Annotated in this window: 22 protein-coding genes; 9 read left to right on the top strand and 13 right to left on the bottom strand. The window is 70.1% G+C overall.

What is annotated here, in order from left to right; genetic code table 11:
• Window positions 1-68: 68 nt before the first annotated feature.
• From AB0M01_RS19215 to AB0M01_RS19200, 4 genes are read right to left on the bottom strand one after another with little or no spacing between them, the layout of a single operon-like run.
• On the bottom strand, window positions 69-779 hold the full coding sequence (locus AB0M01_RS19215; RefSeq protein WP_363671154.1) for a Sir2 family NAD-dependent protein deacetylase: 711 nt from the start codon (window positions 777-779) through the stop codon (window positions 69-71).
• The gene (locus AB0M01_RS19210; RefSeq protein ID WP_363671152.1) at window positions 776-1,333 is read right to left on the bottom strand and encodes a GNAT family protein; all 558 of its coding nucleotides are present in this window, start codon (window positions 1,331-1,333) and stop codon (window positions 776-778) included. The genes AB0M01_RS19215 and AB0M01_RS19210 overlap by 4 nt, the downstream gene beginning before the upstream one ends.
• Window positions 1,334-1,364: 31 nt before the next feature.
• Complete coding sequence (locus tag AB0M01_RS19205) at window positions 1,365-1,574, bottom strand: sulfurtransferase TusA family protein (protein WP_363671150.1); 210 nt, start codon at window positions 1,572-1,574, stop codon at window positions 1,365-1,367.
• On the bottom strand, window positions 1,571-2,698 hold the full coding sequence (locus AB0M01_RS19200) for an aminotransferase class V-fold PLP-dependent enzyme (RefSeq protein ID WP_363671148.1): 1,128 nt from the start codon (window positions 2,696-2,698) through the stop codon (window positions 1,571-1,573). The genes AB0M01_RS19205 and AB0M01_RS19200 overlap by 4 nt, the downstream gene beginning before the upstream one ends.
• 94 nt (window positions 2,699-2,792) lie before the next feature.
• Between AB0M01_RS19200 and coxB the strand changes: the two genes are divergently transcribed.
• From coxB to AB0M01_RS19180, 4 genes are all read left to right on the top strand, one after another.
• Window positions 2,793-3,692, top strand: a complete 900-nt coding sequence (gene coxB, locus AB0M01_RS19195; protein ID WP_363671146.1) for a cytochrome c oxidase subunit II — start codon at window positions 2,793-2,795, stop codon at window positions 3,690-3,692.
• A 26-nt stretch (window positions 3,693-3,718) separates the two neighbouring features.
• Window positions 3,719-5,467: a cytochrome c oxidase subunit I gene (ctaD, locus tag AB0M01_RS19190; protein WP_363671592.1), complete on the top strand. Its 1,749-nt coding sequence runs from the start codon at window positions 3,719-3,721 to the stop codon at window positions 5,465-5,467.
• Window positions 5,464-5,859, top strand: a complete 396-nt coding sequence (locus AB0M01_RS19185; RefSeq protein WP_363671144.1) for a cytochrome c oxidase subunit 4 — start codon at window positions 5,464-5,466, stop codon at window positions 5,857-5,859. Before ctaD ends, AB0M01_RS19185 begins: the two co-directional genes overlap by 4 nt.
• Before the next feature lie 164 nt (window positions 5,860-6,023).
• The gene (locus AB0M01_RS19180) at window positions 6,024-7,271 is read left to right on the top strand and encodes an Ig-like domain-containing protein (protein WP_363671141.1); all 1,248 of its coding nucleotides are present in this window, start codon (window positions 6,024-6,026) and stop codon (window positions 7,269-7,271) included.
• An 87-nt stretch (window positions 7,272-7,358) separates the two neighbouring features.
• Here the strand turns inward: AB0M01_RS19180 and AB0M01_RS19175 are convergent, their stop codons facing one another.
• Complete coding sequence (locus AB0M01_RS19175) at window positions 7,359-7,982, bottom strand: helix-turn-helix domain-containing protein (RefSeq protein ID WP_363671139.1); 624 nt, start codon at window positions 7,980-7,982, stop codon at window positions 7,359-7,361.
• Window positions 7,983-8,031: 49 nt separating this feature from the next.
• On the opposite strand from AB0M01_RS19175, the gene AB0M01_RS19170 reads away from it, so the two are divergent.
• Window positions 8,032-8,991 (top strand): NADP-dependent oxidoreductase, encoded by a 960-nt coding sequence (locus tag AB0M01_RS19170; RefSeq protein ID WP_363671137.1) that lies wholly within the window; start codon window positions 8,032-8,034, stop codon window positions 8,989-8,991.
• A 137-nt stretch (window positions 8,992-9,128) separates the two neighbouring features.
• On the opposite strand, the gene AB0M01_RS19165 is transcribed toward AB0M01_RS19170, so the two are convergent.
• Genes AB0M01_RS19165 through AB0M01_RS19150 form a run of 4 tightly spaced genes read right to left on the bottom strand, consistent with a single transcriptional unit; the run spans window position 9,129 to window position 13,412 of the window.
• A complete protein-coding gene (locus AB0M01_RS19165) occupies window positions 9,129-10,826 on the bottom strand; it encodes a ubiquinol-cytochrome c reductase cytochrome b subunit (RefSeq protein ID WP_363671135.1) in 1,698 nt (565 codons plus the stop codon).
• A 5-nt stretch (window positions 10,827-10,831) separates the two neighbouring features.
• Entirely contained in the window at window positions 10,832-11,890 is a 1,059-nt protein-coding gene (locus tag AB0M01_RS19160; RefSeq protein WP_363671133.1) for a Rieske 2Fe-2S domain-containing protein, read from the bottom strand.
• Window positions 11,887-12,753, bottom strand: a complete 867-nt coding sequence (locus tag AB0M01_RS19155; RefSeq protein WP_363671131.1) for a c-type cytochrome — start codon at window positions 12,751-12,753, stop codon at window positions 11,887-11,889. Before AB0M01_RS19155 ends, AB0M01_RS19160 begins: the two co-directional genes overlap by 4 nt.
• Complete coding sequence (locus AB0M01_RS19150; RefSeq protein ID WP_363671129.1) at window positions 12,750-13,412, bottom strand: heme-copper oxidase subunit III; 663 nt, start codon at window positions 13,410-13,412, stop codon at window positions 12,750-12,752. The genes AB0M01_RS19155 and AB0M01_RS19150 overlap by 4 nt, the downstream gene beginning before the upstream one ends.
• A gap of 82 nt (window positions 13,413-13,494) precedes the next feature.
• Between AB0M01_RS19150 and AB0M01_RS19145 the strand changes: the two genes are divergently transcribed.
• From AB0M01_RS19145 to trpD, 3 genes are read left to right on the top strand one after another with little or no spacing between them, the layout of a single operon-like run.
• Window positions 13,495-14,412, top strand: coding sequence for a cytochrome c oxidase assembly protein (locus AB0M01_RS19145; protein WP_363671127.1), 918 nt, complete (start codon window positions 13,495-13,497; stop codon window positions 14,410-14,412).
• Between the two features lie 47 nt (window positions 14,413-14,459).
• Window positions 14,460-14,876 (top strand): response regulator transcription factor, encoded by a 417-nt coding sequence (locus AB0M01_RS19140; RefSeq protein ID WP_184793991.1) that lies wholly within the window; start codon window positions 14,460-14,462, stop codon window positions 14,874-14,876.
• A gap of 7 nt (window positions 14,877-14,883) precedes the next feature.
• Window positions 14,884-15,930, top strand: coding sequence for an anthranilate phosphoribosyltransferase (gene trpD, locus AB0M01_RS19135; protein ID WP_363671125.1), 1,047 nt, complete (start codon window positions 14,884-14,886; stop codon window positions 15,928-15,930).
• A 37-nt stretch (window positions 15,931-15,967) separates the two neighbouring features.
• Here trpD and AB0M01_RS19130 read toward each other — a convergent pair whose 3' ends face one another.
• From AB0M01_RS19130 to AB0M01_RS19115, 4 genes are all read right to left on the bottom strand, one after another.
• A complete protein-coding gene (locus AB0M01_RS19130) occupies window positions 15,968-16,705 on the bottom strand; it encodes a hypothetical protein (protein ID WP_363671123.1) in 738 nt (245 codons plus the stop codon).
• A gap of 2,269 nt (window positions 16,706-18,974) precedes the next feature.
• Window positions 18,975-20,981 (bottom strand): DUF2510 domain-containing protein, encoded by a 2,007-nt coding sequence (locus tag AB0M01_RS19125; RefSeq protein ID WP_363671121.1) that lies wholly within the window; start codon window positions 20,979-20,981, stop codon window positions 18,975-18,977.
• Window positions 20,982-21,030: 49 nt separating this feature from the next.
• Window positions 21,031-21,318 carry an Lrp/AsnC ligand binding domain-containing protein gene (locus tag AB0M01_RS19120; protein ID WP_363671119.1) on the bottom strand — a complete coding sequence of 96 codons (288 nt, stop codon included), beginning with the start codon at window positions 21,316-21,318 and terminating at the stop codon, window positions 21,031-21,033.
• A 766-nt stretch (window positions 21,319-22,084) separates the two neighbouring features.
• Complete coding sequence (locus tag AB0M01_RS19115; RefSeq protein WP_363671117.1) at window positions 22,085-23,896, bottom strand: DEDD exonuclease domain-containing protein; 1,812 nt, start codon at window positions 23,894-23,896, stop codon at window positions 22,085-22,087.
• A gap of 174 nt (window positions 23,897-24,070) precedes the next feature.
• Between AB0M01_RS19115 and AB0M01_RS19110 the strand changes: the two genes are divergently transcribed.
• Window positions 24,071-25,378 carry an NYN domain-containing protein gene (locus AB0M01_RS19110; protein ID WP_363671115.1) on the top strand — a complete coding sequence of 436 codons (1,308 nt, stop codon included), beginning with the start codon at window positions 24,071-24,073 and terminating at the stop codon, window positions 25,376-25,378.
• Window positions 25,379-25,464 lie beyond the last annotated feature (86 nt).

The following is a 25,464-nucleotide window of genomic DNA, read 5'->3' as shown; positions in this document are numbered from 1 at the left end:
AGGACAGGACAATCTGCCCGGGACGCTAGCCCGGGACCCCGGGCGGGGGAAGGGGTCGGAGGTCGCGCTCAGGTCACGGCGAGCAGATCGGGCAGGGTGGTCTCGATCGGAGTGTGCAGGAGTTGGTCGGCCTCATCGTCGTACGGCGTCGGCTGGGCGTTCATGATGATCAAACGCTTGCCGGCCTTCAGCGCGACATCGCACAGACCAGCCGCCGGGTACACCTGCAACGACGTACCGACCGCCAGGAACGTGTCGCACGCCTCCGTCGCCGCGACCGCTGCCTCAAGGACCTGCTGATCCAGCGACTGGCCAAAAGAAACCGTCGCCGACTTGAGGATCCCGCCGCACACCTCGCACGCCGGGTCCTCCTCACCGGCGTCGAGCCGCGGGAGCAGCTCGGCCATCGGGATCCGCCGCGCGCACTGCAGGCAGTCGACGAACCAGACCGTCCCGTGCAGCTCCAGCACGTTCACCGAGCCCGCCTTCTGGTGCAGCCCGTCGATGTTCTGCGTGATCAGCGCGGTCAGCCGGCCCTGGCGCTCGAGCTCGGCCAGCGCGCGGTGCCCGGCGTTCGGCTCGGCCGTCCAGGCGGGCGCGGCGAGCCGGTGCTTCCAGGCCGCCGCCCGGACCCGCGGCGACGCGACGTACTCGTCGATGTCGAACATGGCCTGCGCGGCCGGGTCCTTCGTCCACAGGCCCTGCGGCCCGCGGAAGTCCGGGATCCCCGACGCGGTCGAGATCCCGGCCCCGGTCAGTACGGCGAAACGTTCGGTCACACGGCCGAACCTACCGGCCACTCGGTAGCCAGCACCGACATCACGATCGAGTCGACCCACTCGCCCTCCCACAGCAGGTCGTCACGCAACCGCCCCTCGACCACGAACCCGGCCTTCTCGTAGGCCCGCTGCGCGCGCGGGTTGAACGCGTAGACGCCGAGGCTGATCCGGTGCAGGCCCAGCTTCTCGATCCCGTAGCCGACGATCAGCTTGGTCGCCTCGGTGCCGAGGCCGCGGTTGCGGCCGCTCGGCCCGATCAGGATCCGGAAGTTGCAGGCCTGGTTGTCCTCGTCGTACTCGTTCAGCACCGCCTCGCCGACGGTCTGCCCGGTCGCCTTGTCGACGATCGCCAGGTCGAGCCGGTCCGGCTGGTCCTTGCGGGTGCGCATCCACTCCAGCGCCTTCTCGTCGCTGATCGCACCGTGGCTCCCGGTCAGCCGGGCCACCTCCGGGTCGTCCATCGCGGCCTTCATCGCCGGGAAGTCCTGCTCGTCCAGCACCCGCAGCACGACCAGCTCGCCGGTCAGCGTCGGTTTGTACGCAAAGTCGGTCATCCCGAGAGTCTGCCGACCGCGCGGCGTCGTGTCAGCTGAGTTTGCGTACGACGTACCGGCCGTCCTCGGCGGCGACCAGCTCCTGGCCGCGCATCCTGCACCAGGCGGGGATGTCCGTCGCGGCGGCCGGGTCGTCGGCCAGTACGGCGATGCTGTCGCCGACAGTCAGCGCCGGGAAGGCCTGGGCGAGCTTGATCACCGGGAGCGGGCAGAGCATGCCGCGGCAGTCGAGGGTCGTCACATGCCCACCTCCGCGCGGATCCGCTGGACCAGGCCGGGGAGGACCTGGGCGAAGCGGTCGACGTCGTCGTACGTGGTGGTGCGGCCCAGCGAGACGCGGACGTTGCCGTGGGTGAGTACGCCCATGGCTGCGAGGACATGCGACGGGCGCAGCGTGCTCGCCGTACAGGCTGAGCCGCTGGAGACGGAGAAGCCTTCGGCGTCCAGTGCGGTGACCAGGGCCTCGCCGTCGACATACAGGCACGAGAAGGTCAGGACATGGGGGAGGCGGTCGTCGGGGTCGCCCACCACCTCGACGTCGGTGAGGTCGGCGGCGATGCGGGTCCGCAGCTCGGCGATCCAGGCGCGGTGCTGCTTGTCCAAGGCATCGGCTTCCTGCAGCCGGGCCTGGAGAGCAGCGGCCGCAGCCAGTGTTGCTGGGACGTTCGGGTGGCCAGGGGAGAGACCGTCCTCGCGCTCGTCGACCGGCCAGGCCGGTGCGAGCCGCGTGCCCTTCCGTACGGCGAGCAGTCCGACACCGGCCGGGCCGCCCCACTTGTGAGCACTTGCGCTCAGCACCGACCACCCGGCGGGGATCTGCTCGTGACCGACTGTTGCTGCCGCGTCCACGAACAGGGGGACGCCGGCAGCTCGTGCGACCTCGCCGAGTGCTTCCACGGGCTGGCGGGTGCCGACCTCGTGATTGGCCGTCTGCAACGCGGCCAGCGCTATGCCGGGCTGCTGGAGCTGGGTGGCGAAGTCGTCGGCGTCGACGCGGCCGAGCTGGTCGACGGGCACCTCGTACGGCGTACCGGCTGTTGCTGCGGCGTGCAGCACGGCCGAGTGCTCGACCGCGGAGTGCACCACCGTGGTGCCGATCCGTCGCCGGGCGGCCGCGACCGCGGGCAGACCGGCATGGATCGCAGCGGTCCCGGATGTGGTCAGAAACAGCTCGTCCGGGCGGACGCCGACCCCGTCGGCGAGCACCGCGCGAGCGTTGTCGAGCAGCAGCCGCGCGGTCCGTCCCTCGTGGTGCAGACGGGCCGGATCGGCCCACCCGGAATCGAGTGCCTGGAGCAACACCTCACGTGCGGCAGGGTGCAGTTCCTCGGCACTTGCGGCGTCCAGGTATGCACGGTTGCTCACGGAGGAAACGCTAAGCCCTACCTGTGCGCAGAAGTCGGGAGGCTGTCCAGTAGTGTTCTGTCGTCAGTCTCACCTGGGAAGGGAAAGGCGCCCCGTGGGTTCGAACGGCACGTCCGGAGTGGTCGCGCGAGCGGCGGGTCAGCAGACCCGCGCCGCCGCACGTCCGGCGAAGCGACGCCTGCTGGTCCCGGCAGCGGTAGTGGTCGGCACATTGCTGCTGACCGGCTGCTCGTCGGAGACCAACGCGCAGTGGAAACGAATTGGACTGCCGGAGGGTGCTTCGGACCGGACCGAGGCTGTCCGTAGCCTGTGGGTCGGGACGTGGATCGCCGCGCTGGTCATCGGTGTGGCGGTCTGGGGCCTGATCCTGTTCGCCGTGGTGCGGTACCGCCGGCGCAGCGAGGACGCCCCGCGGCAGACGCGCTACAACCTGCCGCTCGAGGTGCTCTACACGCTCGCGCCGTTCGCGATCATCGGTGTGCTGTTCTTCTACACCGTCGAGCACGGCAACGAGATCACCCGGAACTCCGGTGCCTCGACGCACCAGATCAACGTGGTCGGCCAGCAGTGGCAGTGGACCTTCAACTACAAGGACACCGTCGACGGGCAGCAGGGCGTCTGGGAGACCGGAACGCTCGACCAGCCCGCCGAGCTGGTGCTGCCGGTGAACGAGTCGGTCGAGTTCGAGCTGACCTCGCCGGACGTCATCCACTCCTTCTGGGTGCCGGCCTTCTACTTCAAGCTCGACGTCATCCCCGGCCGGACCGGGAAGTTCGAGCTGACGCCGACCAAGACCGGCACCTTCGCGGGCAAGTGCGCCGAGCTCTGCGGCCTCTACCACAGCCGGATGATCTTCACCGTCCGCGTGGTCACCGCCGACGAGTACCAGGCCCACCTGCGCGAGCTGGCGGCCAAGGGCCAGACCGGTGCCGCCGTCGGTGGCCAGGACGCAACCACCATTCCCGGCCACGGGGAGCAGGAGGGCGAGAAGTGACCGACTTCGCCGAGCGTAGCGGCGCCGTGGGCGCCGCGACTGCGCTGCCGAGGCGGCGCAGCAAAGGCCAGATCGCGGTCAAGTGGCTCACCACCACCGACCACAAGCTGATCGGTCACCTGTACCTGATCACCTCGTTCATCTTCTTCCTGATCGGCGGCGTGATGGCGCTGCTGATCCGCGCCGAGCTGGCCAAGCCGGGTCTGCAGATCGTGAACGAGGAGGTCTACAACCAGCTCTTCACGATGCACGGCACGATCATGCTGCTGCTGTTCGCGACGCCGCTGTTCGTCGGCTTCGCGAACGTGATCATGCCGGTCCAGATCGGTGCCCCCGACGTCGCGTTCCCGCGGCTCAACATGTTCAGCTACTGGCTGTTCCTGTTCGGCGGCACGATCACGATCTCCGGGTTCTTCACCCCGGGCGGCGCGGCCGACTTCGGCTGGTTCGCCTACGCCCCGCTGTCGAACGCGGTCCGTTCGCCGGGCGTCGGCGGTGACCTGTGGATCATGGGTCTGTACCTGGCCGGTCTGGGCACGATCCTCGGTGCGGTCAACTTCGTCACCACGATCATCACCATGCGCGCGCCCGGTATGACGATGTTCCGGATGCCGATCTTCACCTGGAACATCCTGGTGACCTCGATCCTGGTGCTGATCGCGTTCCCGATCCTGGCCGGCGCGCTGCTGATGCTGGAGGCGGATCGAGCCTTGGGGGCTCACGTCTTCGACGCGGCCAACGGTGGTCCACTGCTGTGGCAGCACCTGTTCTGGTTCTTCGGGCATCCCGAGGTCTACATCATCGCGCTGCCGTTCTTCGGCATCATCACCGAGATCCTGCCGGTGTTCAGCCGCAAGCCGGTCTTCGGCTACATCGGCCTGGTCGGCGCGACGCTGTGGATCGCCGTCCTGTCGGTGGCGGTCTGGGCGCACCACATGTACGTCACCGGAGCGGTGAACCTGCCGTTCTTCTCCTTCATGACGTTCCTGATCGCGGTGCCCACCGGGGTGAAGTTCTTCAACTGGATCGGGACGATGTGGGGCGGCTCGCTGTCGTTCGACACCCCGATGCTGTGGTCGATCGGCTTCCTCACCACCTTCCTGTTCGGTGGTCTGACCGGCGTCATCCTGGCCTCCCCGGCCCTGGACTACCAGCTGTCCGACTCCTACTTCGTGGTGGCGCACTTCCACTACGTGGTGTTCGGCACCGTGGTGTTCGCGATGTTCGCGGGCTTCTACTTCTGGTGGCCCAAGATGACCGGCCGGATGCTCGACGAGAAGCTCGGCAAGCTGCACTTCTGGCTGCTGTTCATCGGCTTCCACACGACGTTCCTGGTGCAGCACTGGCTGGGTGTCGAGGGCATGCCGCGGCGCTACGCGTCGTACGGCGCGAACGAGGGCTTCACCACGCTGAACGAGGTCTCCAGCATCGGTGCCTTCGTGCTCGGCCTGTCGATGCTGCCGTTCTTCTACAACGTCTACAAGTCCCGCAAGGCGCCGCTGGTCGGCGTCGACGACCCGTGGGGCTGGGGCCGGTCGCTGGAGTGGGCGACCAGCTCGCCGCCGCCGCGGCACAACTTCGTCAGCCTGCCCCGGATCCGCTCGGAGTCCCCGGCCTTCGACCTCCACCACCCGGAGATCGCCCTGGCCGAGTACGCCGACAGCGGCGCACCCCGGGACAACCTGCTCGACGCCGGCGAGGACCAGGGCCGGGTCGAGAACCTCGAGCGCAACATGAACGCCGGTACCAGCACGGACGGAGAGGGTAAGGCATGAAGGTCGAGGCCTGGGTCTTCGGCATCGTCACGCTGTTCGTCCTGATCGTCGCCCCGATCTACTGGCTGATGTCGGAGGACCCGACCGGGACCACCGCGCTGGTGATGACGTTCTTCCTGGCACTGCTGGTGACGTTCTACCTGAGCATCACCGCCCGCCGGATGGACCCCCGTCCGGAGGACCGCAAGGAAGCCGAGATCGTCGAGGGGGCCGGTGAGCTCGGCTTCTTCCCGCCGTACTCGTGGTGGCCGCTGTGGTGCGCCGCGACGCTGTCGGTGGTCGTGCTCGGACTCGTCTTCGGCTGGTGGCTGTTCATCATCGGCGTCGGGCTGGGCATCGTCGCGCTGTCCGGTTTCATCTTCGAGTACTACCGCGGTGACCACGCTCACTGACGGGCGCACCGACGGAAAAGTCAACTAAAAGACCGTTCCGATCGTCATCAGTACTGCGGGCCTCGACGGGCCCGTCGTACCGGTGGCGATCTGGTGCGTCTGGACTGTCGCCGGGGCGAGCTAGGCTTGTTCGGGCGGTGGAACGAATCTCAGGGGAGCACAGGGTGTTGGGTAGTTCGGTGCGCAAGCGCGGCCTGGCCGTGGCGGGGATCTGCGCGATGCTGGTCGTCGCCGCAGCGTGTAGTGACACCGACGCCGGAGGTCCACCCGCGTCCCAGCAGAGCGGCAGCCCGTCGGCGGGCGCGTCGAACACGCCCGGTGACGACAACAGTCAGACCCCGACGACCGACCCGGCCGCGGCGAACGTGACCGTCACGCCGGCCAAGAACGCCGCGGCGGTGCGCCCGGACCAGCCGGTCAAGGTCGTCACCAGCTCCGGCACGCTGCAGAGCGTCACCGTCAGCGACAAGGACGGCGGCAAGGTCAGCGGCTCGTTCAACGACGCCAAGTCGGAGTGGACGTCGCTGCCGCAGCTGAAGCCGGGTTCGACGTACACGGTGGCTGGGTCCGCGCAGGGCGGCGACGGCAAGACCGTGCAGATCAGCTCCACGTTCAAGACGCTGGCCGCGAGCACCCGGCTGAAGGCCTCGGTGGCGCCGCTCGACGGCGAGACCGTCGGCGTCGCGATGCCGATCCAGATCTTCTGGAACAACACCGTCAAGGACCGCGCCGCGGTCGAGAAGCGGCTCTCGGTGAAGACCTCGGTCCCGGTCGAGGGCAGCTGGCACTGGATGAACAGCAAGCAGGTCAACTACCGGCCGAAGAACTACTGGCCCGCCGGCACGAAGGTGACCGTGAACATCGCCACCCAGGGCGTCAACGCCGGCGGCGGCGTCTGGGGCTCGGCGAGCCGCCAGATCGACTTCACGATCGGCAAGTCGGTCGTCACCAAGGTCGACGTCAAGAAGCACACGATGGCCGTCACCATCAACGGCAAGCTGGCCCGTACGATCCCGATCACCGCCGGCAAGGACGGGTTCACCACCCGCAGCGGCGTGAAGGTGATCATGGAGAAGTACCGCACCAAGCGGATGGACGCCCGCACCGTCGGCATCCAGCCCGGCGACCCGGAGTACTACGACATCCACGACGTCCAGTACGCCCAGCGGGTGACCAGCTCCGGCGAGTTCATCCACGGCGCGCCGTGGTCGGCCGGCAGCCAGGGCAGCGAGAACGTCAGCCACGGCTGCGTCGGCATGAGCCTCAAGGACGGCGCCTGGTACTTCGCCCAGACCCTGCGCGGCGACCCCGTCGTCGTCACCGGCACCAACCGCCCGATGACCCCCGGCAACGGCTGGACCGACTGGAACGACAGCTGGACCAAGTACAAGGCGGGCTCGGCGCTCGCCTGATCTGCGTTTCCTGGGACCGCCTCACCTTCGGGTGAGGCGGTTTCTTGCGTTCGGGCTCTGGCAGAGCACGCGCGGGAACGGGCAGGGTCAGGCGCGGGTGAGCGGCAGGTGGACTGCGGGCGGGAGGTCTCGACGTACGGGGTTGGCCTGGAAGGACTGGAGGATGAAAGCCGCGAAGCGGCGGGAGGCGGCTAGTCGGAGGGCGGGGGTGGCGGCGCGGATGCCTTCGTTGGCCATCAGGGCGAGGGACAGGTCCTCGACAACGAAGTCGTCGCGGAGGGCGCCGGCGGACTTGGTGCGGGTGATCAGGTCCAGGAGGGCGCGCAGGGTGCGGTCGCGTTCGGCGGCCAGGCCGGCGGCGGGTGGGAGGCTGGAGGTGAAGGCGCGGGCGAAGCCTCGGTCGAGGGCGTGCTGCTCCATCATGCGTTCGACCATCTGGCTGAAGCCGTGCCACGGGTCGGGGGCGTCGAGGGCGTCCTGGACGATCGTGGAGCAGAGCGTCATCTGCTCGGCGAACGCCGCGGCGTGCAGGGCCTCCTTGGTGGGGAAGTGGCGGTAGAGGGTCGCCACACCGACCTCCGCGCGGCGGGCGATCTCGCGGATGGGGACGTCGAGACCCTCCGCGGCGAAGGCCAGGCGGGCCACGGCGAGGATGCGCTTGCGGTTGTCGCGGGCGTCGGAGCGCAGCGGTGCTCCCACTTGTGTCGTCACGCTTCTCACTTTAGCTAAACGGACGGGGTGTTCCGTTACGTTCGCGGGCATGAGAGTGATCGAGTTCAGCGAGTACGGGCCGCCCGGGGTGCTGCGGGTGGCCGAGGTCGAGGAGCCGCACGCGGGTCCGGGGCAGATCCGGATCGCGACGCGGGCGTCGGGGCTGTCGGTGGGGGAGACGGCGATCCGGGCCGGGCGGTATCGGGAGATCCTCCCGGCGAGCTTCCCGTGGCGGACGGGCTTCGATGCCGCCGGGGTGGTGGACGAGATCGGCCCGGGGGCCGTCGACCTGGCGGCCGGGGTGCGGATCGGGGACGAGGTGTTCGGGATGGCGACGATGGAGGGGCGGGCGGCGAACGCGGACTTCGTCGTACTGGCTGCTTGGGCGCCTAAACCGGCTGTGTGGGGCTGGGAGGAGGCTGGAGGGGCCGCTGGGAGCGTGGAGACGGCTACGCGCGTCCTGGACCGGCTACAGGTCCGCTCAGGGCATACGGTGCTGGTCCAGGGGGCCGCTGGGGGAGTGGGGAGCGTCGCCGTGCAGCTGGCGGTGGCTCGTGGGGCTCGGGTGATCGGTACGGCGAGCGAGGGGAACCATGGGTTTCTGCGGGGGCTGGGAGCTGAGCCGACGACGTACGGGCCGGGGCTGGAGGAGCGCGTTCGGAAGTTGGGTGCTGAGGACGTCGACGCGGTGTTCGACTGTGCTGGTGGCTCGTTGCCTCAGTTGGTGGCGATCGCGGGGGATCCGGGGCGGGTGGTGACGATCGCTGACTTCTCCGCTGCGCAGTACGGCGTACACATGTCGCACAGCGCGCCCGCTGATGAGACGGGGGAGGCGGTCGGCGCGGCTGACCAGCTCGCGGTGCACGGGCTCGCGGAGGCGGTACGCCTCGCCGGCCAGGGCAAGCTGCGGATCCCCGTGGCGGCGACCTTCGCGCTCGAGGAGGCGCCGGCGGCGCACGAGTTGAGTGAGCGCAAGCACGCGCCCGGGAGGATCGTCTTCCGGCACTGACCAGGAGATCGTCTCGGGGCAACCGGCAACCGGCAACCGGCAACCGGCAACCGGCAACCACCGGCGATCCGACAACCGTCGGCGCAAAGCGAAAGGCCCCGGCTCACAAGGAGCCGGGGCCTTCGTCGTACCGAACGTCAGTGCTTCGAGATCTGCTCTCGGGCCGTCTCGTCGTCGGTCTCGACCGTGCCGGTGACGCCGGGGACCTCGGTGCTGTGGCCGAGCTCCTCGTGGTCGTCGTGGCCGTGGCCGTGGGCGTGTGCTTCCTCGATCTCCGCCGCGGTCGGCTTCTGCACCGCGTCGGCGAAGTAGAAGCGCGACAGCGCCGCCCGGATCTTGGTCAGGCCGCGGTGCGGGGCCGCGACGCCGTTCTCGTCCGTCTCCGGGCCGACCTCGAGGGGCAGCTGCCGCTCGCGGGCGGTCAGGGCGTACGCCTCGTAGTTCGAGATCGGGGCGTGCCGCTCGGTGTACTCGCCGTCGGGCGACCGCATGATGACGCCGGTCTCCAGGCCGTGCAGCAGCCGGTCGTTGTCGGCGCGCTGGAGCGAGATCGCGATCCGCCGGGTCACCCAGAAGGCGAACACCGGGCCGAGGAACACCGCGAACCGCAAGAACCAGGTGACCGAGTTGAGCGAGACACCGAAGTGGGTCGCGATCAGGTCGTTACCGCCACCGATCCACAGCAGGCCGTAGAAGGTGATGAACGCGGCGCCGATCCCGGTCCGGGTCGGGACGTTGCGCGGCCGGTCGAGCAGGTGGTGCTCCCGCTTGTCGCCGGTGATCCACTGCTCGATGAACGGGTAGAGGGCCACCAGGGTGACGAACGCGGGCGGGATGATCAGCGCCGGGATCAGCAGGTTCCAGCTCAGCGTCACGCCCCAGAAGTGGGACTCGAAGCCGGGCATGATGCGGACCGAGCCTTCCAGCCAGCCCATGTACCAGTCGGGCTGCGAGCCTGCGGTCACCTCGGCCGGGTTGTACGGGCCGTACAGCCAGACCGGGTTGATCTGCAGCAGTGCGCCCATCAGGGCGGTGATGCCGAAGACGACGAAGAAGAAGCCGCCGGCCTTGGCCATGTAGACCGGCATCAGCGGGTAGCCGACGACGTTCTTCTCGGTCCGGCCGGGACCGGGGTACTGGGTGTGCTTGTGGTACACGACCAGGATCAGGTGCGCGGTGACCAGCGCCAGGATCAGGCCGGGGATCAGCAGCACGTGCACGGTGAAGAACCGGGACACGAAGTCGTCGCCCGGGAACTCGCCGCCGAAGATGAAGAAGCTCAGCCAGGTCCCGATCACCGGGGAGGCCTGGATCATGCCCTGGGTGATCCGCAGACCCGTTCCGGAGAGCAGGTCGTCGGGGAGGCCGTAGCCGATGAAGCCCTCGATGATGCCGAGGAACAGCATCCCGAAGCCGATCACCCAGTTCAGCTCGCGTGGCTTGCGGAACGCGCCGGTGAAGAAGGTGCGCAGCAGGTGGACCATCATCGAGGCGACGAACAGCACGGCCGCCCAGTGGTGGATCTGCCGCATCAGCAGACCGCCGCGGATGTCGAACGAGATGTCGAGGGTCGAGGCGTAGGCCTCGGACATGTGCAGGCCCTTGAGCAGGCTGTACGAGCCCTGGTACTCGACCTCGGCCATCGACGGCTTGAACCACAGGGTGAGGAAGACGCCGGTCAGCAGCAGGATGATGAAGCTGTAGAGGGCGATCTCACCGAGCATGAACGACCAGTGGTCGGGGAAGACCTTGCGCAGGTTCTTCTTGCCGAGCTTGGACAGCCCGGTCCGGTCGTCGAGCCAGGCTACCGGCGGGGGAAGTTCTTTCGTGGCCACTGTTGTCACCCTCGTTCCCAGAAGCTCGGGCCGACCGGTTCGGTGAAGCCGCTCTGCGCGACCAGGTAGCCCTCAGCGTCCACGGCCAAGGGTAGCTGAGGCAGCGGACGGGCCGCGGGGCCGAAGATGACCTTCGCTCCGTCGGCCAGGTCGAACGTCGACTGGTGGCACGGGCAGAGCACGTGGTGGGTGGTCTGCTCGTACAGCGAGATCGGGCACCCGACGTGGGTGCAGATCTTGGAGTAGCACAGGATGCCGTCGACGCCCCAGTTCTCGCGGCCGGCCGGGGTCCGGATCTCGTTCGGTGCGATCCGCACCACGATCACGGCGGCCTTGGCCTTGGCGTTCTGGTACTCGACGCCGCTCTCCTCCTGGATCGGAGCGAGGTTCGCGGGGGCCGCGTTGACCAGCTGGCCGACGATCAGGTCGGACGGCTTGATCGGGCGCAGCGTGACGTCGTTGACGACCCGGATGCCCTTGGCCCAGATGGTGTCGTACAGCTTGCGGCCCGGCGCCGGGCCGAGGTCTCGCAGCAGCACGATGGCCGGCAGGCCGAGCAGCGCCATCGCGCCGATCAGCGAGCGCCGGATCAGCTTGCGGCGGGTGAACCCGGACTCCGCGACACCGGTCTGGAAGCCCTCGATGATGTCGGCCTTCTGCTCCGGCGTCCCGTGGCCGGGGTGCCGGTACTCGACGATCTCGGTGTCGACCATCAGCTTCTTGGCCCACTGGATGGCGCCGGCCCCGATCAGGAACAGCGCCAGGCCCAGGCACAGGCCGATCGTCATGTTGTTCGCGTTGCCGGACAGCGGTCCGAAGACCAGCGTTGCGTCGCGCGGGATCGCGAAGTACGCGACGCAGGCGCCGAGCGCGAGCAGGCCGGCCAGCGAGAACATCGTCGCGACCTGCCGCTCGACGCGGTCGGCGGCCTTCGGGTCGATGTCGGTGATCCGGTGCTCGTGCGGCTCGATGCCCGGGTCGGGAATCGGCTCCGAGACCTCCACGGCGCCGTGGCCGTGGTCGTCCCCGCTCTTCACGGGGAGGTTGTCCTTGTCGTCGCTCATTCGGCCTTCGCTCCCTTGGCCTTGACGCCCTTGGCGCCGATCCAGACCGCTACGCAGACCAGCAGGCCGATACCGACCAGCCAGCCCCACAGACCCTCGGAGACGGGGCCGAGACGGCCGAGCCCGAAGCCACCGGGGTCCTTCTGCTCCTGCAGGGCGTTCAGGTACGCGATGATGTCGCGCTTGTCCTGCGGCTGCAGCACCTGGTCGGAGAAGACCGGCATCTGCTGCGGACCGGTGAGCATCGCCTCGTAGATGTGCTTGGGGTCCACGCCCATCAGCGACGGGGCGTAGCGGCCGTTCGGCAGCGCGCCACCCTTGCCGGCGAAGTTGTGGCAGGCGGTGCAGTTGGTCCGGAACAGCTCGCCGCCGCGGGTGACCTGCTCGTCGGTGGCCTTGCTGATGTCGTAGGAGTCCGACGCCGGCACCGCCGGGCCGGGCGCCAGCGACGCGACGTACGCGGCCAGGGCCTCGATCTCCTCCGGCGTGTACGCCGGGGTCTTGCGCGGGATCTGGGCGCCGGGCTGCATGGCCGGCATCCGGCCGGTGCCGACCTGGAAGTCGACCGCGGCCGCGCCGACGCCGATCAGCGACGGACCGGCGAACTTGCCCTCGCCGTTGCCGCCGCCCTCGGCGTTCAGGCCGTGGCAGCTGGCGCAGCCGACCGCGAAGAGCTTCTTGCCCTCCTCGATCTGCTGGGACTGGGCCGAGTTGTCGGCGACCGCGTTGTCAGGGGCGAAGGCGGCGTACGCCGAACCCACTGCCAACAGGCCGAACAGGAGCACGACGAGGCCGGCTGACCGGTGCCGTCGTCGCGCAGACAGAAAGCGCGCCGGTGACAAGGAAAGTCTCTTCTCACTCATTTGAGCAGGTAGATGGTCGCGAACAGGGCGATCCAGACCACGTCGACGAAGTGCCAGTAGTACGACACGACGATCGCCGAGACGGCCTGTTCGTGGGTGAACTTACGGGCCATGTACGTGCGTGCGAGCACGTACACGAAAGCGATGAGACCGCCGGTCACGTGCAGACCGTGGAACCCGGTGGTCAGGTAGAAGACCGATCCGTACGGCGACGAGGCGATCGTCACACCCTCGTGGATCAGCGTGGCGTACTCCGTCACCTGGCCGGCGATGAAGACCGCGCCCATCAGGTAGGTGAGGATGAACCACTCACGCATGCCCCAGGAGCGGACGTTCAGCGCCGAACCGGTGCGGCCGACTCGGCCGTGCTCGGCGGCGAAGACGCCGAACTGGCAGGTGAACGACGACAGCACCAGGATCGTGGTGTTGATCGCCGCGAACGGGATGTTCAGGAGCGCTGTGGAGGCGTCCCACAGAGTCTCCGTCCCCGGTGCCGCGGCGGCGGTCGTCACCGACCGGATCGTGAAGTACGCCGCGAAGAGGGCGGCGAAGAACATCAGTTCGCTCGCGAGCCAGACGATCGTGCCGACACTGACCATGCTGGGACGGTCGTGATGTCCGTGTTCACGGGACGCTGGGAGTGCGGTTGCAGTGGCCACGCGGTCATTATGTCGGTCCGGGTTCCTGACAGCACGCCCACCCCCATGCATGTCGGCGCTTTCTGGTTTCTACTGTGGAGGCGTGCTTCCCCTTCACGCCGGACCAGGCGATCAGATCGAGCCGATCACACCGCTGCGGCTGCTGACCGCCTGGACCTTCGAACCGGTGCTGCTGGCGGTGATCGTGGCCGTCGGCGCCCTCTACCTGTACGGCGTACACCGGCTGCGTGCGCGGGGCGACAAGTGGTCGCGCGGCCGCACGTTCGCGTTCGTCGGCGTCGGCCTGGGCAGCGCGGTGATCGCCACCCAGTCGGTGCTCGGGGCGTACGACACGGTGCTGATCAGCGTGCACATGGCCCAGCACATGGTGCTGTCGATGCTGACGCCGCTCGCGATGGCGCTCGGTGCGCCGGTGACGCTTGCTCTGCGCACCCTTCCGCAGAAACCGCGCGGATGGTTGCTCTCCGTGCTGCACTCGCGGTTCGCGAAGGTGATCTGCTTCCCGCTGATCGGGTTCACGCTGTTCGTGCTCAGCCCCTGGGCGCTCTACTTCAGCGGCTGGTACGACGCGACGCTGCGCTCCACACTCCTGCACGACCTGCTGCACCTGCACTTCATCGCCGTCGGCTCGCTGTTCTTCTGGCCGCTGCTCGGCCTGGACCCGGTGCCCGGCCGGGTGATCTACCCGTTCCGGCTGATCCTGACCTTCCTGACGCTGCCGTTCCACGCCTTCCTCGGGATCACGATCATGTCCGCCAACACGCTGATCGCCGAGGATTGGTACACCGCGTTCGGCCGTTCCTGGCCGCCCTCGCCGCTGCGTGACCAGTACATCGCCGGCGGTCTGCTCTGGGGCTCCGGCGACATCGTCGGGATCGTCTTCTTCGGCGTCCTGTTCGTGCAGTGGGTGCGCCAGTCCCAGCGGGAGGCGCGCCGCGAGGACCGGCGGCTGGACCGGTTGGAGGAGCAGGCGCGCAGAGCCGGGCAGGCACCCCGGTAACATGCGCGGTGTTACCTCGACGTCCACACACAGCTTGGGATGAAGCGATGAGTTCAGAGCGTCCGCTGAAGGTGCTGGTCTACAGCGACGACCGTACGACGCGGGAGTCGGTCCGGCTGGCCCTGGGCAAGCGGCCCGCCGCCGATCTGCCCGAGCTCGAGTACTTCGAGTGCGCGACCGAGCCGGCCGTGATCAAGACCATGGACAAGGGCGGCATCGACCTGGCCATCCTGGACGGCGAGGCCGTCCCGGCCGGCGGGATGGGGATCGCCCGGCAGCTCAAGGACGAGATCTTCCGCTGCCCGCCGGTGCTGGTGATCACCGGCCGTCCGCAGGACGCCTGGCTGGCCACCTGGTCGCGCGCCGAGGCCGCGGTCTCGCACCCGATCGACCCGGTCCGGCTCGCCGAGGTGACCGCCGGGCTGCTCCGGCAGCGGGTCGAGTCGCTGCCCGCGACGACCTGACCCGGCGATGACCGCCGCTTTCACCTGGCCCCAGGTGCTCAACCCGCTGCTGCGGCACGAGGACCTGGACAGCGCCGCCACCGGCTGGGCGATGGAGCAGATCCTGTCCGGCGCGGCCTCGCCGGCGCAGCTGGCCGGGTTCGTGATCGCCCTGCGGTCCAAGGGCGAGACGGTCACCGAGGTCGAGGGCCTGGTCACCACCATGCGCGACTTCGCCACCCGGCTGGAGGTGTCCGGCCGCACGCTGGACGTCGTCGGCACCGGAGGTGACCAAGCGCACACGGTGAACATCTCCACGATGTCGGCGATCGTCGCGGCCGGCGCCGGGGCGAAGATCCTCAAGCACGGCAACCGGGCCGCCTCGTCGGCGTGCGGCGCTGCCGACGTACTGGAAGAGCTCGGGATCCCGCTCGACCTGACCGCGGCCCAGGTCGCGGCCGTGGGGGAGCGGGCCGGGATCACGTTCTGCTTCGCGCCCGCGTTCCACCCGGCGCTGCGGCACGCGGCCGTCCCGCGCCGCGAGCTCGGCGTACCGACCACGTTCAACTTCCTCGGCCCGCTGGCCAACCCCGGCAACCCGTCCGCCCAGGCGGTCGGCGTCGGCGACAGCCGGATCGCCGGGCTGATGGCCGGCGTCCTGGCGCGGCGGGGGATCGACGCGCTGGTCTTCCACGGCGACGACGGGCTCGACGAGCTGACCACGATGACGACGTCGCAGGTGTGGTCGGTCGGCGGCGGGTCGGTCGAGGGGCCGGTGACGCTCGATCCGCGTGAGCTGGGGATCGAGCCGGTTCCCGCGGGGGCGCTGCGCGGTGGTGACGCGGCGTACAACGCGAAGGTGGTCCGGGCGCTGCTCGACGGGGAGAGCGGGCCGGTGCGGGACGTCGTACTGCTGAATGCGGGCGCTGCTCTGGCGGCGTACGACGCTCAGCCGGGGACGGTCGCGTCGCGGATTCGCGCCGGGATGGACCGCGCGGCGGAGGCGATCGACTCCGGGGCCGCGAAGGACGTGCTGGACCGCTGGACGACGATCTGCCTCGAGGTCAAGGGCTGATGGTGGGGCCCGCTCCCTTCGGGGAGCGGGCCCTTTCCTACTGCTTGAACTGGATCTGCGAGACCTTCGTCCGCCAGACCGGCAACCACTGCGGCGTGGACCCGGCGATATCGGCCACCGACACGACCGCCGTACCGTCCCCGCGGTCGACCACCGCGACCATCACCGTCGAGTAGGTCTCCGGCAGCTTCGGCTTCCGTACGTCGACCTTGATCGTCAGCTCGTGCCCCACGTGCCCGTCCACGGTCAACGGCCGGTGCGTGGCCTTGCCGATCAGCTTCACGTTCGGGTCGTACAGCTGCACCAGCGCCGTACTGGCCGCCTTGATCGTCGCGTCCTTGAGGCCCGCGGGAGTGTTCGTGAACGCGACGGACTTGGGCAGCTGGCCGAAGGAGACGTAGTTCACCCAGTCGTCGTCGCCGTCGTACTCCTTGTGCACGGCGATCGTGCTCCCCGCGCCGGCCGCGAGGCCCGTCCGGTCGCCCTGCGCCTCCCAGGCCGCGGACATCACCGGCATGGTGTCGTCGAGGCCGTTGTAGAACAGCCCGCCGATCACGCGCCCTTCGGGGGTAGGCGTCGGTGAGGGCCGGAGCGAAGGACTGATCGTCTTCACCCCGCCCGCGGTCCCCGCCGGCACATCCACCGGCGAAACCGCCGAGGCGTTGGTCCACAACCAGGAAACGCTGAACCCGGTGATCAACACCGCCACCAGCACCAGCGCCACCGCGCCGATGAGCCGAGCCCGCTGAACGCTGCCGCCGGAGGGTTTGGTCACCACACCGTACGACTCGTCATCCCCGTCGTCATCAGGCGGCGGCCCTCCGATCTCCTGCTCCTGCCAGCCGCCACCCCTGCGAGCGGCTCGACGGGCTTGCGAGCCGTGCTTGTCCGCCCTGGAGCTGGCGCCTAGCGGCACCTGTCCCTGAGTCCCCAAGGCCTGCTCCAAAGACCCCAACCGCTGCGGGGGTTGCCCTTGGGCGCCGGCCTGTTGGTGCGTGTGGGCACCGGCCTGCTGTTGCGCGTGGGCGCCCACCTGCTGTTGCGTGCGGGCCCCCGCCTGCTGTTGCCCGTGAGCCTCAGCCTGCTGCGGCCCCTGCGCCTGAGTGCCACCCCACGGCTGAGCTTGCCCCTGGCCACTCACCTGTTGTGACCCCTGCGCCCGAGCGCCATCCCAGGGTCGCGGCTGCCCCTGGCCGCTCACCGGTTGCGGTGCTTGCCCCTGAGGCGCAGCCCAGGGCTGCGCCTGCCCCTGAGCGTTCGCCTGCTGCGACCCCGGCCCATGAGCTCCGGGCTCCTGCTGCCCGCCCTGCCCAGCCCCTCGTGGCGCCCACTGCCCCTGCTGCTGAGCCTGCCCGTACGGCGCAGCAGGCCCAGGCTCACTCAGCCCAGGTCCGCCCTGCGACCCACCAGCCTGCTCATGCCGCAGCCCACCAGCCTGTGCCGCAGGCCCAGCACCGCTCTGCGCCCCAGGCCCGCACGCTCCCGGCCCTTGCTGCGGCGGCCTGTACTGCCCAGGTCCCTGCGGCGCACCCTGCGGCGGCCCGTACTGCCCCGGCTGCCCCTGCGGCGACCGGCCAGGCCCACCCGGCGGCTGCCCAACTGCCGGCCCACCAGGCTGCTGCCCACCAATCCCACGAGTCTGCCCCGGCCCACCCGGCTGTGCAGATCCAGCTGCTCGAGCCTGCCCACCTAACGGGGTCTGTCCAGGCTGCCCGGGACCAACTGGCTGCCCCCGCCCACCGACGTACGTCGGCCCGCCCGACACCGCTGCTCCACCTGCCTGCGAGTACCCACCCGCCTGCACCGGCCCACCCGGCGCCACAGCACCACCCGGAGCCACAGCACCACCTGGCGTTGCGGCACCACCCGGCGCTGCGGCGGCGCTCGGCCCACCCGGCGCCTCCGCGGTACCCGGCCGAACCGGAGCACCCGGCTGCTGCCCCGAACCACGCGGGCCAGCAGCATGCGCCGGCGGGCCAACGTGCTGCGGTGCACCGGTGTGCAGCCGCTCACGTGTGTGTGTCGATTCGCCTCCGTGCTGTGCCGACCCGCTTGCGGGCTGCGGTCCGCCTGCCTGCACCGGTCCGCCGGCCCGCGTCTGCGGCCCCGGCTGCTGCTCCGGCCCGTCTGGCCCTCCGACTCCAGCCGCCTGCTGCCCCGGCCCGCCGGGTCCTGTGGGGCCGCCCGACTGCCGCACCGGACCACCCGCTTGCTGCACCGGTGCCCCCGGCCACACCGACTGCTGCGCCTGGCCACCTGCCTGCTGCGCCTGGCCACTTGCGTGCTGCGCCTGGCCACTTGCGTGCTGCGCCTGGCCACCTGCGTGCTGCACTGGACTAGCCGCCTGCTGGCCCGGACCACCCGGCCCCGCGGGCTGCCCGCCAACGGGCGCCTGCGGCGGCGTCTGTCGTACCGGACTCTGCTGTCCCGCCGGACCCTGCGAAGTCCGCGGACGCGACGGAGGCGGTGGCGGAGGAGCCGGCGCCCGCGACTGCCCGAACAGCGGATCCCCACCCAGCGCTTCCGAAGACCCCAGCGCGTCCGAAGACCCCAGCGCGTCCGAAGATCCCAGCGGGTTACCTGCGACCGGGCGAGCTGCCTCTCCCAGGGCATCCGTGGGCCTCGGGGCGTTCTCTACAGCCGGTCGGCCTGTTGCGCCCAGTGCGTCCGAAGCCCCGGAGCCCGCAGCTCTCGGCGGTTCCGCGCCACCTAGTGCATCTCGGTGGTCACCTGGCGCCGGACGCTGGAGGGGCGGCCTACCGACGTCCGCAGACGGGGCACCGGCATCCGCGGCCGGCCCACCGGCGTGCGTAGGCGACCCCGGGACGTGCGCAGGCGACCCACCGACGTTCGCCGACGGCCCAGCGAGGTCATCGGTCGGCCCGCCAGCATCACCGGGCGGCCGAGCGGCGCTCCCAGGCGCCTGACCGGGAGACCGAGTCTCCTCCGGCCGAGCGCGCTCCTCACTCCGCGCCTCCTCCGACAGCTCAGACCGTGGCGGCGGGGGCGGGGGCGGGGCGCTGTGGCGGGGCGGGTTTTCGTTTTCAGCCAACGTTGATTCCCTTGTAGAGCGCGGCTTCGGCCGTCCTCAGATCCGGCCGGGTGGTCGGGATGTCGCTGATGTAGGCGACGGCGGTGCCGTCGCCCAGATCGAACACCGCGACCGTCAGGGTCAGTGTGCGCATGGTGATCTTCGGGTTCGTCGCGGTGACGGACTGCTGGAAGTACCAGCCGTTCTTCCCGGTGCGCTTCGCGGCGCCGTTGCGCAGGTCGGCGAACTTCACGGGGATGTCGCCGTACATGGTGCTCCGCAGTTGCGCCGACAGGTCGGCGGCGGTGGCTTTCACGTCGCCGCTGAACAGCACCGACGTACCGAGCGCGCCGACGAACGCGTCGGCGTACCAGCTGTTCTTGCCGTCGAACTTCTCCTGCAGCAGCACGTACTGCCCGCTGGAGTTGACCAGCTGCGGGACGAGCCGCTTGCGGTCCGACCACGGCGGGCGCTGGCGCGGGAACGAGATCGCGTCGGAGGCGATCCGCCCGCCCTCGTGCAGCTTCGGGTTCTTGGACTGGCCGGGGCGGACAGTGCTCTGGGGGCCCGGAGGAGTGGTCGGCTGGCTAGTCGGCGCGGTGGTGGGGGTGTCGGTCGGTGTAGTCGTCGGCACGCTGCTGGTCGGCTCGGGCTCGGCCTTCTTGTCGTCGTGGTTGGCAACGAAGAAGACGCCGGCTACGACGATCAGCACGAGCCCTACTGCACCAGCGATGATCAGCATCGCCTTGGGTGGGCCGGGCTTGTCGCCGCCGGTCTTCTGCCGGGTGCCGCCACCGGTCGGCCCGCTCGGGCCTGCTTGCCACTGGGCCTGTCCGCCTTGCTGGGGACCCCAGCCACTCTGGTCAGTCCCGGTCTGAGAAGTCTGTACGGCGGACTGCCACGGATCGCCCTGCCCGCTGTTCTGCCACCCAGCAGCGCCCTGCTGCCCACCGGTCTCCCAGCCGGCAGCCCCCTGCTGTCCGCTGCTGTCCCAAGGACCAGCGCTCTGCTGCTGACCGGTGTCGGTGCTGGCAGCGCCTTGCTGACCGCTGCTGTCCCAGCCGCCGGCGCTCTGCTGCTGGCCACCGGTCTGCCACCCAGCAGCGCCTTGCTGGGCTCCGCTGGCGCTCTGGCCGTTGCTGTCGCCAGCACCAGCGTTCTGTTGGTCGCCGGTTCCCCAGCTACCCGTACTGCCCGACTGCCAGCTTCCAGCACCCTGCTGATCAGCGGACGTCTCCTGGCCGACCTGGGAGCCTGCAGCGCCCTGCTGGCCGGCCTGGGATTCCGTCGCGCTCGACTGCGAGCCCACAGCGCTCTGCCCCCACTGCGGGGTGGTCTGCTGCTCAGCCCACTCCCCACCGGTCGGACCCCACTGCGGCGTCTGCGCCTGCTGCTCCTCGGCCGATCGCCAGTGGTCCGGGTAGTCCTCGCCCGGAGTCTCGTCAGGGACCTTCCACAGCTGAGGCTTCTCGTCACCCGACGGCGTCGTACTCGCAGATTCTGTTGCCAAGGACAACGTCCACTGGTTCTGCGCCGGTTCGGGGTCGCCGGTGACGGTCGCGGGGTCTGGTCCGGTGGTCTGGTCGCTCGCCGCGGGAGCTTCCTGCTGCGTCCAGTGCCCGGCGTTGGTCGAGCCCACGAACTTCTGCGTCCACGTCGCGCGCGCCTTCTCGGCGGCGCTCAACGACGAGGTGTCAACCGACTCATCCGGTACGCCGCCCTGCGCCGCTGACCCATCGGTCCACGCGTTCTGAGCCGGCTGCTCAACCTCAGGCGGCGTGACGGCCTTCGGGTGATCCACCACCTCAGGCTGAGCGACAACCGCAGGCTCATCCACGACCGCAGGCTGAACCACAGTCTCCGGCTCGGCCGCCGCTTCCGGCTCCGCCGTGACCTCAGGCGCGGCCTCTTCCGGCGTCTCCCGCTCGGTCTTGTTGGTCCACTGCGTCCCGTTCCACCAGCGGATGGTGTCCGGTTGTCCGGTGGGGTCCGGATACCAGCCGGCGGGAGGGTTGCTCATGGGTTCACCGTAACTTCAGCGGGGTGTCAGACAGGCCACGCGACCAGCCTCAGAGACCGTCCTCCTGGCCGAGGCTGAAGGCGGCCTCGAGGTCGTGCGTCGAGTACGTCCGGAACGCGATGTGCGTCTCGGTGCTCTGGACGCCGGGCACCCGGTTCACGTGGTCGGGGATGACGCTGGCGAGATCGTCGTGGTGAGCGACCCGGACCATCGCGATCAGGTCCAGACCACCGGTCACCGAGTACACCTCACTGACCCCGTCGATCGCCGCCACCTGCTCGGCCACCTCAGGAATCCGCGCCACGTCCGCCTTGATGAACACGATCGCCGTGACCATGTCGTCCTCTCCGTCGTCCCCCGCAAGTTCCTGCCGCGGTGAAGCATAGTTGTCGGGTTGTTTGGGGGGTGGGTTGCCGTACGCCGGGGGTGCGCTTGGGGTGCGCCTGCCAGCCCGCCGTCGCCGTCGCGCCCGGGCCGTCGGTGGGCTGGCTCGAGTCGGCCTGCCGGTACAGGCCGGCGGTGATGCGGCCGACGAGGTGGTCTGTGGCTGAGGCAGCACCGGCCGGGGGAGGGCGGGCCGGTGGAGTTGGCTAGGTGCCAGGCTGGCGGGCACACGTTGCTCTCGCCGTTCCGGCCCGCGGGGGTGTGCGCCTGCCGCCCCGTCGTCGCCGTGCCCGGCCCGCCGGCTGGCCAGCCCGAGTCGGTCTGCCGCTACAGGTCGGCGGCAATGCGGCCGACGAGGTTGCCTGTGGCTGAGGTCGCACCGGCCGGGTAGTTGCTCAGCAGTCCTCGTGGAACTCGTGCAGGTGGGTGGTGGACACCCGCGGAGGAGTGCGCCCGGGGCGGATGGCACCTGGTGGCGAGCGTCCGCGGTGCGCGCGAGTTGCTGCGTTGCTGGATGTCGGCGTTGATGCGGCCGACGACGTTGCCTGTGGTTGACATCGCGTCGGCCGGGAGGCTCAGGGGAGCGCTCGGGGGGAGGTGTGCTGGGGCGACCGGGTGGATCGGCTCACCGGGGTGGGTCAGCTGCCTGGGGGAGAGCGCGTGGCGTGGCTCATCGGGGTGGATCAGCTGCCTGGGGTGAGCACCGTGGGTGGGGTGCGTCAGCTACCCGTGCGCGCCGGGCCCAGGGGGCGCAACTGCCGGCGGCGGCGTTCCGAGGGATGGTGGTGGTCCTCGGAGCGTGGGGGATCGAGGCGGCGGAGGTGGCGGGCGGCGCCGGAGATGGGGCAGGTCCAGGTGCCGGTCAGCTCGACGAGGCGGATGCCGGGTTGGTCGAGCCAGCGGAGGACCAGTTCGATCTCTTCGGGGGAAGCGGTGGCTACCGGGCCGATGCCGGGGAGGACTGTTTCGGCGGAGGCTCGGAGCATTTCGAGGTACTTGCGGGGGTCGGTGCCGCGGGCGGCGATGCCGGCGGCGGCCAGGCGGCCGTGGCGGATGACGTGGAGCTCCCAGCCGCCGTCGTCGGTACGCCGGGCGGCGCAGATCTCGGGGCAGCTGGTGACGGCGCCCATCCGCTGCATCTTGGCGCTGCTGCGGACGAACGCGCCGAGGCGGTCGCGGTGGACGGCGGCGTCCTCGAAGCGTTCGTCGGCGGACAGGACGTCGATCCGCCGGGTCAGCGCCTCGATCACCGGCGACGGGTCGGAGACCAGCGCCGCGCGCAGGCCGTCGACGAACTCGCCGTACGCGTCCATGTCGATGCGGCCGTCGCACGGCGCCACGCAGCGGCCCATCTCGGCGAGCACGCACGGCGACATCCGCGGCGCGCGCGACATCCTCGGCGTGCACTGGCGGATCGGGAACGCCTCGTGCAGCGCCGCCATCGCGCGTTCGGCGGTCTTGCGGGAGCTGAACGGGCCGAGGTACCCGGCGTCGTCGTCGCGGAGCTTCTTGACCAGCGACAGCCGCGGGAACGGCTCGACGGTGACCTTCAGCCAGTGCTGCCGCTCGGGGAACTTCGAGCGCCGGTTGTAGCGCGGTTTGTGCTCCGCGATCAGCCGCAGCTCGCGGACCTCCGCCTCCAGCGACGTCCCGCACTCGATCCCGCGCACCCCGGACGCGATCCCGATCATCTCGCCGATCCTGGTCCGGGTCTCGGACGCGGTGAAGTACGAGCGCACCCGGGTCCGCAGATCCTTCGACTTCCCGACGTACAGGACCTCGCCGCGGTCGTCGGTGAACAGGTACACCCCAGGGGCATGAGGCAACGACTCCGCCAGGTGCCGCTTCTTCCGTACGGCGGGCGCCACCCGCGCCGAGAACGTCTGCAGGTCCTCCAGCGTCTGGACGCCGAGCGACCCGACCCGCTCGAACAGCCCGTGCAGCACGTCGACCGTCGCGCGCGCGTCCGACAGCGCGCGGTGGTTCGGCGACGTGGTGGACCGGAACAGCTTGGCCAGCGTGCCGAGTTTGCAGTTGGGCACCTCGTCGGGCGTGAGCACCCGCCGGGCCAGCAGCGCCGTGTCGACGACCGGGAAGTCAGGCCAGTCGTACCCGTGCACCTGGCTGTCGTGCTTGAGGAAGCCGACGTCGAACGGCGCGTTGTGCGCGACCAGCACGCAGCCGCGGGCGAACTCCAGGAAGGCCGGCAGCACCGAGTCGATCCGGGGTGAGGAGGCAACCATCCCGTCGGTGATCCCGGTCAGGACGGCGATGAACGGCGGGATCGGCTCGGCCGGGTTGACCAGGGTCTGGAACTCGCCGACCAGCTCACCGGCCCGGACCTTCACCGCGCCGATCTCGGTGATCCCGGACTCGCCCGGCGCGCCGCCGGTGGTCTCCAGGTCGACCACGCAGAAGGTGACGTCGCGCAACGGGGTGCCGAGGTCGTCGAAACTCGGCTGCACGCCACGGATCGCGACCAGCGGTCCGGGCGCCGGGGCAGCGGCGGGATCCGGCGAGGGGCTGCTCATGACGACGACGCTAGAAGCCCGCACCGACAATTCCTGCGCTGACACGCGGCCCGACCGACTACGCTGCGGGTATGCGTATTCAAGCGATCACCGCGATCCCGGGCCGTGCGCCGGGCCGCTGTGGTCCGCGTCACTGGCTGAGCCAGACCTCCGTCCGGGCCGGACTGCGGACCGGTGACTGAGGCAGGCACCGCCGCCGGCTCCGCTACCACCGCCTTGCCCGAACCGGTTCGGCAGCGGGTTCTCGCTCTCGCCGCCCAGGCTCTCGGTCAGCTGCCCGCGACCGACGTCCCGGCGCCGCTGCGGCGGTTCGCCAGCTTCGCCCCGGCGAAGCGGGCCAAGCTGTCGGCGTCGGTGATGGGCCCGATCCTGGCGACCGACGAGCACTTCCGCCGGCTGATCGCCTTCGAGGTACGCCGGGAGCACCCGGAGCTCGGCGACGCGATCGCCGACGGCGTGCCGGTCCCGGCCGCGGAGCCGGTCGAGGCGGCCGCTCTGGCGTACCTGCTCCGCCCGGACGACTGGGAGGACCGGGTGCTCGCCGCTGCCCAGGTGCAGCCGGACACCTCCGCCGTGGACGACCAGGTGGTGACCAGGCTCACCGACCAGCTCGACCAGGCCCGTACGGAGACCCGTCAGGTCCGGGAGCGGCTGCGCGAGCAGGTGAGCGACCTGAAGTCGGAGAACACCACTCTGCGCCGCAAGCTGAACGAGGCGCGCCAGCGGATCAGCGGTCTGCAGGGCGAGCTCGAGCAGCGGACGATCGAGGCGACCACCGCCGACGAGCGGGTCGCTGCTGCGCGTGCTGAGGTCGAGCGGGAGGTCCGCAAGCTGCGGGCGCGGGTGACCGAGCTGGAGGCTGTGGAGCACGCAGCACGCCGTACGGCGGGGCAGGAGCGCGAGATGGCGTCAACGCGCACCAGACTGCTGCTGGACACGCTCGTAGAGGCTGCCAGCGGGCTACGGCGTGAGCTGGCGTTGCCGCCCGGGGGAGAGCTGCGCCCTGCGGACACTGTGGCCGGTGTGGAGCCGTCGGCGGCTCCTGTCGGCCGTACGGCGCCGGACGACGACCCGGCGCTGTTCGACGAGCTGCTGGCGCTGCCGCAGGTCCACCTGATCGTGGACGGGTACAACGTCACCAAGACCGTCTGGCCGAACTCCCCGCTGCACTCCCAGCGGCAGCGGCTCGTCACCGCGCTCGGCGCGCTGGTGGCTCAGCGACGGGTCGAGGTGACGGTGGTGTTCGACGGCGCGGAGCTGTCCGGGCCAGTCCAGCTGACGCCGCCGCGCGGCGTACGGGTGCGGTTCAGCCCGGCCGGGGTGATCGCCGACGAGGTGATCAGGCAACTGGTCCGCGCCGAGCCGCCGGGGCGCCCGATCGTGGTCGTCTCGTCGGACCGGGAGGTTGCCGAGAGCATCGTCCAGCTCGGCGCCCGCGCGCTGTCCGCGATCAGCCTGATCGCCCGGATCGCCCGCCCCTGAAGCCGATCCGCAACGCCTGGAACAGCCTCACGAACCGCCGCCGATCAGAAACTGTCGGTGGGGCTCTTTAGCGTCCTTGGCAGCCG

This window comes from Kribbella sp. NPDC051770 (assembly GCF_040681455.1).
Lineage (GTDB): Bacteria > Actinomycetota > Actinomycetes > Propionibacteriales > Kribbellaceae > Kribbella.
The sequence above is the reverse complement of the archived record's forward strand: the minus strand, read 5'-3'. Positions and strand labels throughout refer to the sequence as shown.